The following is a 5188-nucleotide window of genomic DNA, read 5'->3' as shown; positions in this document are numbered from 1 at the left end:
TGGTAGTAAGACGACACGGAAACTGCGCTTTGGGTATTCTACTCAAAGCTTTGCGGGATACCGCCATTCTGTTTGGACTCCGTCCCGCTAACGCGAATGGAAACAAACAGAATGCTATCGCTGCATAGTTGAACAGTGATGTTCAGCAGTGTTCAGCGTAAATGTATCAGAACAAACAGCGATGACAACAGCAAGTATTAAGCCTCTCTTGGATGCCAAGCAACTGTTGCAGGCTTATGCGTCTGGCCAACGGGACTTTTCCGGCTCCAACCTGAGCGGAGCGCAGTTGAGTGGCGCGAATTTGAAGGGCATTATCCTACGGGATGCCGACTTGAGTGGGGCAGATTTGCGCGAGGCGGATTTGTCGGGAGCAGATCTCTCGGGAGCCGACCTGCGCGGAGCCAAGCTGCGACGGGTGAACCTGATTGGGGCTAAGTTGGTGAAGGCAGATTTGCGGGGGGCCAACCTCTACCGGGCCAAATTGCTCAGGGCCGACCTCAGCGAAGCCGAGCTGAACCGAGCCGATCTGCGGATTGGGGCCGATCTGCGCGGAGCCATCATCACCAACACCCATTTCCGCGGTGCCCTTTACGACGAGTACACCAAGTTCCCGGATGGCTTTAACCCCACAGAGATGGGCATGTAGCCGGAGCTTCCCTCAGGGGATCAGGTTCTGCCACAGTTGGGCCATGCCTTCGGCAGCCGCCACAAAGGATGGATTGTGCAGGTCGGGCTTGTTGTAGCGCAAGGGATCCCCTGCCAGATCGGTAACCCTTCCCCCCGCCTGCTCCACAATGCACTGGGCAGCGGCAGTATCCCACTCCATGGTGGGGCCGAAGCGAGGGTAGAGATGGGCAGATCCTTCGGCCACAAGGCAAAGCTTTAGGGCACTGCCCACAGACTTCACTTCCAGAGAGCCACAGCGCTGCCGCAGCCGCTCGAGGAACTGCTCCGTCTCCGGGTTGCTGTGGGAACGGCTGGCCACCACTTGTAGGGGTTCTTGGGCGTAAGGGCAGGTGCGGATGGGCTGTTCGTGAACGCAGGACGGAGTCCTTTCCCTCTTGCAGGCCCCCAGCTTTTGCGCAGCCGCGTAGGTGAGGCCCAGAGCTGGGGCATGGACGACCCCCAAGATGGGGATCCCTTCCTCGATGAGAGCAATATTCACCGTAAACTGGCCGTTGCGCCCGATAAACTCGCGCGTGCCATCCAAGGGATCCACCAGCCAAAACCGCTCCCACTGTTGCCGCTCTGGGTAAGGGATCCCGCCCGATTCTTCCGAGAGCACCGGGATCCCTGGGGTCAGGTCTTGCAAGCCTTGCAGGATCAGGTGGTGGGAGGCCAGATCCGCCTCTGTAAGGGGAGAGGCATCCGCCTTGGCCCTTACCTGAAGCTGCTCCTGTCTGTAGATGGGCAAAATAGCCTGTCCTGCCGCCTCCGCCAGCCGACTTACCTTGGGCAAGAGAGCGGCCAGATCCTGAGCTTGCATAGGATCCCTCGCAGAGTTAGCAACGCACCGGAATGCCGTGGGCGGCCAAGTCGGCTTTGATTTGGGCAATCGTTAACTGGCCGTAGTGCAACAGAGAAGCCAACAGCGCTGCTTCTGCTCCCGCTTCCTGCAGAGCCTGGCGGATGTGGGCACACGCTCCTGCACCCCCAGAGGCGATCACCGGCACCGACACCGCATCCACCACCCGCCGGGTTAGCTCGAGGTCATAGCCGGCCTGGGTGCCATCGGCGTCCATGCTGGTGAGCAAGATCTCCCCTGCCCCCCGTTCGGCCACGGTTTTGGCCCACTCCACCGCGTCTAGCCCCGTCGGCTGCCTCCCCCCGCGCACGTACACTTCCCATCCCCCTCCCTGCGGTTTGGCGCGAGCGTCGATGGCCACCACAATGCACTGGGATCCAAACCAGCGGCTGGCTTGAGTCACCAAATCCGGATCCCTGACCGCCGCCGAATTGAGGCTGACCTTGTCTGCCCCGGCCCGCAGCAGTTGCCGGATCCCCTCCAGATCGCGGATCCCTCCTCCCACCGTGAGGGGAATGAACACCTGCTCTGCGGTGCGCCGCACCACTTCCAACAAAATCTCCCGCTCTTCGTGGGTGGCGGTGATGTCCAAAAAGACCAGCTCATCGGCCCCCGCCTGATCATAAGCCTGGGCCAGCTCCACCGGATCCCCGGCATCCCGCAATTGCACAAACTGGATCCCTTTCACCACCCGCCCTGCCGCCACATCCAGACAGGGAATGATCCGTTTGGCCAACATCGCTCTCTCCCAAGGACTCCATACCGCTAACGCGAACAGAGGGGAACAACTGGGGATCGTTTTAGCCGAAGCTGATGACCAGGAAGGGTTCTTGAAACTTGGCCCCGGTCACCTGCCGACCCGCCAAGCTGGGGGGCAAGAACAAGTTGCGCCGCTGATCCCCGGCGGTGATGGTCAGCTCCGGGCCCGACTGGCTCAGCTCGATTTGCGCCTTGCTGAAGCCGGGAATAAACAGCTTGACTGTACGGGATCCCTCGTCGATGGCCACGGGCGGCGGCACATCCGGCACGGCGAACATCCCTCCTACTGCCGCTTCCAAAGCCGACCAATCGGATCCCTGACGCAGGGGGAGTGTCCGTACTGTCAGCGGGAAAAAATCGGCAGCCGAGACCTCCCCCGGAGCCAGAGGGGTGACCCAGAGGCCACCCACCGTCAGCCCTACCATCTGAGCGCTCCCCCAAAGGTAACGGGCGGTTTGCACGGCCATCGGGTCTGGGGTGGTCACCAGGTGGGCCAGCACACGGCGCGGATCGGCAATGGCCTGTCGTCCCTGCTCCAAGAGGTTAGTCATGCCCCCCAACCGCTCCGGCAGATCCTCCAGAGAGGAAAACTCCACAGTGCTCACCGAACGCAACAAGGGCTCGGCAAAGGGTCGCAGGGTTTTGGCCAAGTCGGATCCCAAAAAAGCCTTGGAAGCCCGCCGCCAGTACCAACTGGCCACCTCCGGGATCCCAAAAGCTCGCAAGGTGGTCAGATCCCCCGGCCCGTCGTAGAGAATGCAGTCGTATTGGCCGCTGGCATCGTAACGGCGCAGAGCTTCCAGGGCCAGGGCCTGATCCATACCCGGCAACACCCCCAATTCCTGGCCGTAGATCTCCCGGAAAAAGGGAGTGCGCACGTATCGGGCTTCCAGCTCTTTGGCTGCCGTCCAGTTTTGCTCCAAAAGTTGGGTTGTCCGCAACTGCACCACGCTCAAGTTGGCAGCAATGGTCACCGGCTCGCCGGAAAGCGGGATCCCGCCCAAGAGCATTTCCAACCCCGGCCCCGCCTGATGGCCCACCAACAGCACCCGCCGCCCCTGTTGGGCTGCCGCGCGAGCCGCCGCCACGGCCAAGGTGCTCCGACCTGTGCCCCCCTTGCCCAGAAAGGTGAGAATTTGGCTCATTCCCGCTCTCCCGCTTCTCCGTAGATGTCGATGTACAGAGATTGGCCCGCCAACTGAGCTGCAGCCATCATCACCTGTCGAATCGCCTGCAAGGTACGCCCGCCTCGCCCGAACACCCGCCCGCGATCCTTCGGGTCAAAGGCCAGTCGCAGCCAAACCTTTCGCCCGCCACAGGTGGTTTCCACATCCATTTGAAGAGAGGCGCTGCTGAGCAGCGGTTCGATCAAAAGATGGGCGAGAGCCTTGTAGTCTGGCATAGAGAGCTAGACGACAGGAGGGAACAACTGGCCAAGCCAAGCTTAGCCGACCCTAGGCCTCAACCGCTTCCTCAACCTGAGGCTTTTCAACTTCAGCTTCTGGAGGACTTAATTCTGCCGCTGCTGTCTCAGTGGCAGCTTCGCTCAATTCAGACTCGGGAACATCGGCGACCTCAGCCTCGGCCACGGATTCTGTTGCAGGGGCCTCTTCTGCCGCCTCAGGGATCCCAGCTTCAGGCTTGGCGATGGCCGGAATGCGAATCGAGGCCACCACTCCCCCTTCCCCTGCTTTCAACATCTCATAGATGCCGGCCTTTTTGAGGAGACTGTCCACCGTCTCTGTGGGCTGAGCGCCACAGCGCAACCACTTCAACAAGCCCGCCGTTTCCAAGACCGTCTCCTTGGTGCGCGGGTTGTAGTAGCCCAACTCCTCTAGCGGACGGGCTTCACGACGGCTTTTGCTTTCGATGGCAATGATGCGATAGCTGGGTTGCCGCTTTTTTCCGTAGCGCTTGAGCCGCAATTTGACCATGGGATATCCGCTCCTTAAGGGATGCTCCGCAAGCTGTAAAGATCCAAATCCAACAAAGAGTTCACGCAAACCCGCCAAGCATGCTGAAGCCCCAGAACCTTACCCGGAGTCTCGCCGCTTGGCCGGTAGACATAGGCTTTTTATTTTAGGCGATCTTCCCCTCGACTGGAAAATGTCGGATCCCGGTTTGGAGGGCAATCTTCATGGCAGAGTTAAAGAGAAAACCCACACTCAGCGACGACCCCCATGATCAACTACGCCGATTTGACAGACGAGCAGCGCCAGCTCTACCTCAAGGCCCTGATCGCGGTGGCCCGAGTGGATGGCCAGTTGGACGAAGAAGAAACCTCTTTTTTTATGCAAATTGCAGAAGGGGTAGGCATCGAAGCGCCACTGGCCCAGACCTATCTGGCGGATGAAACAGGTGCGCCTTTGGATATCAGTGGGATCCCGCCCATGCGCAACGCGGCGGGGGCCTTGATCCTGCGGGATCTGGCGGCGATGGCGGTGGTGAACAGCCAGTTGGTGGAAAAGGAAGAGGAGCTTATTTTCCAGATCGGCAAAGCCATGCAGTTCAGCGCTGAGGAGATCAACGAGTTTATCGACTGGGCCTTCATGGGACTGCAGTGGCAACTGAAAAGCGCATCCCTGCTGGAGCGCTATGCCCAGCCCTCCCCCCAACCTTCTGAATGACATTGGGGTAGCGGGTAGCATAACGACAACCCGCCTTGGCCACTGCATCAACACTCCGGCTTGGTGTTTCCTTGAACCAAGCTAGGGGGGGTTTCTAGATTGAGTCAGATCATATGGTCGTTTCAGGTTAGGGTGATACACCTGGGCTACTGAGAAAGCCTTCTAGACTGGTGCATCCAATGTTTTAGGTGTGAGTGCAGTGTCCTAGGTCGTGTTGATCTTATGTTAGGATAGAGAGAGTAATTTATAGAGGAAAGAGGATGAAGTTGGTTTTTTT

The 5188-nt window shown here is 59.5% G+C and carries 7 protein-coding genes; 2 read left to right on the top strand and 5 right to left on the bottom strand.

Annotated features, from left to right (window positions below; genetic code table 11):
- Positions 1-181 precede the first annotated feature (181 nt).
- Complete coding sequence (locus NW849_RS13815; protein ID WP_011432098.1) at positions 182-646, top strand: pentapeptide repeat-containing protein; 465 nt, start codon at positions 182-184, stop codon at positions 644-646.
- Positions 647-658: 12 nt separating this feature from the next.
- On the opposite strand, the gene cysQ is transcribed toward NW849_RS13815, so the two are convergent.
- From cysQ to rpsP, 5 genes are all read right to left on the bottom strand, one after another.
- The gene (gene cysQ / locus NW849_RS13810; RefSeq protein ID WP_414358359.1) at positions 659-1486 is read right to left on the bottom strand and encodes a 3'(2'),5'-bisphosphate nucleotidase CysQ; all 828 of its coding nucleotides are present in this window, start codon (positions 1484-1486) and stop codon (positions 659-661) included.
- Positions 1487-1502: 16 nt separating this feature from the next.
- Positions 1503-2264 carry an imidazole glycerol phosphate synthase subunit HisF gene (gene hisF, locus NW849_RS13805; RefSeq protein ID WP_414358357.1) on the bottom strand — a complete coding sequence of 254 codons (762 nt, stop codon included), beginning with the start codon at positions 2262-2264 and terminating at the stop codon, positions 1503-1505.
- Between the two features lie 61 nt (positions 2265-2325).
- Positions 2326-3429, bottom strand: a complete 1104-nt coding sequence (locus NW849_RS13800; RefSeq protein ID WP_414350343.1) for an ArsA family ATPase — start codon at positions 3427-3429, stop codon at positions 2326-2328.
- Complete coding sequence (locus NW849_RS13795; protein ID WP_414341712.1) at positions 3426-3686, bottom strand: KH domain-containing protein; 261 nt, start codon at positions 3684-3686, stop codon at positions 3426-3428. The genes NW849_RS13800 and NW849_RS13795 overlap by 4 nt, the downstream gene beginning before the upstream one ends.
- Before the next feature lie 52 nt (positions 3687-3738).
- Positions 3739-4218 carry a 30S ribosomal protein S16 gene (rpsP, locus tag NW849_RS13790; protein ID WP_414358355.1) on the bottom strand — a complete coding sequence of 160 codons (480 nt, stop codon included), beginning with the start codon at positions 4216-4218 and terminating at the stop codon, positions 3739-3741.
- 246 nt (positions 4219-4464) lie between these two features.
- Here rpsP and NW849_RS13785 point away from each other — a divergent pair, with 246 nt between their 5' ends.
- A complete protein-coding gene (locus NW849_RS13785; protein ID WP_011432104.1) occupies positions 4465-4911 on the top strand; it encodes a TerB family tellurite resistance protein in 447 nt (148 codons plus the stop codon).
- The last annotated feature ends 277 nt before the right edge of the window (positions 4912-5188 follow it).

The sequence above is a fragment of the Synechococcus sp. R55.3 genome (assembly GCF_047461975.1).
In the GTDB taxonomy this organism is placed as follows: Bacteria; Cyanobacteriota; Cyanobacteriia; order Thermostichales; family Thermostichaceae; genus Thermostichus.
This window is presented reverse-complemented; position numbering and strand designations above follow the sequence as displayed.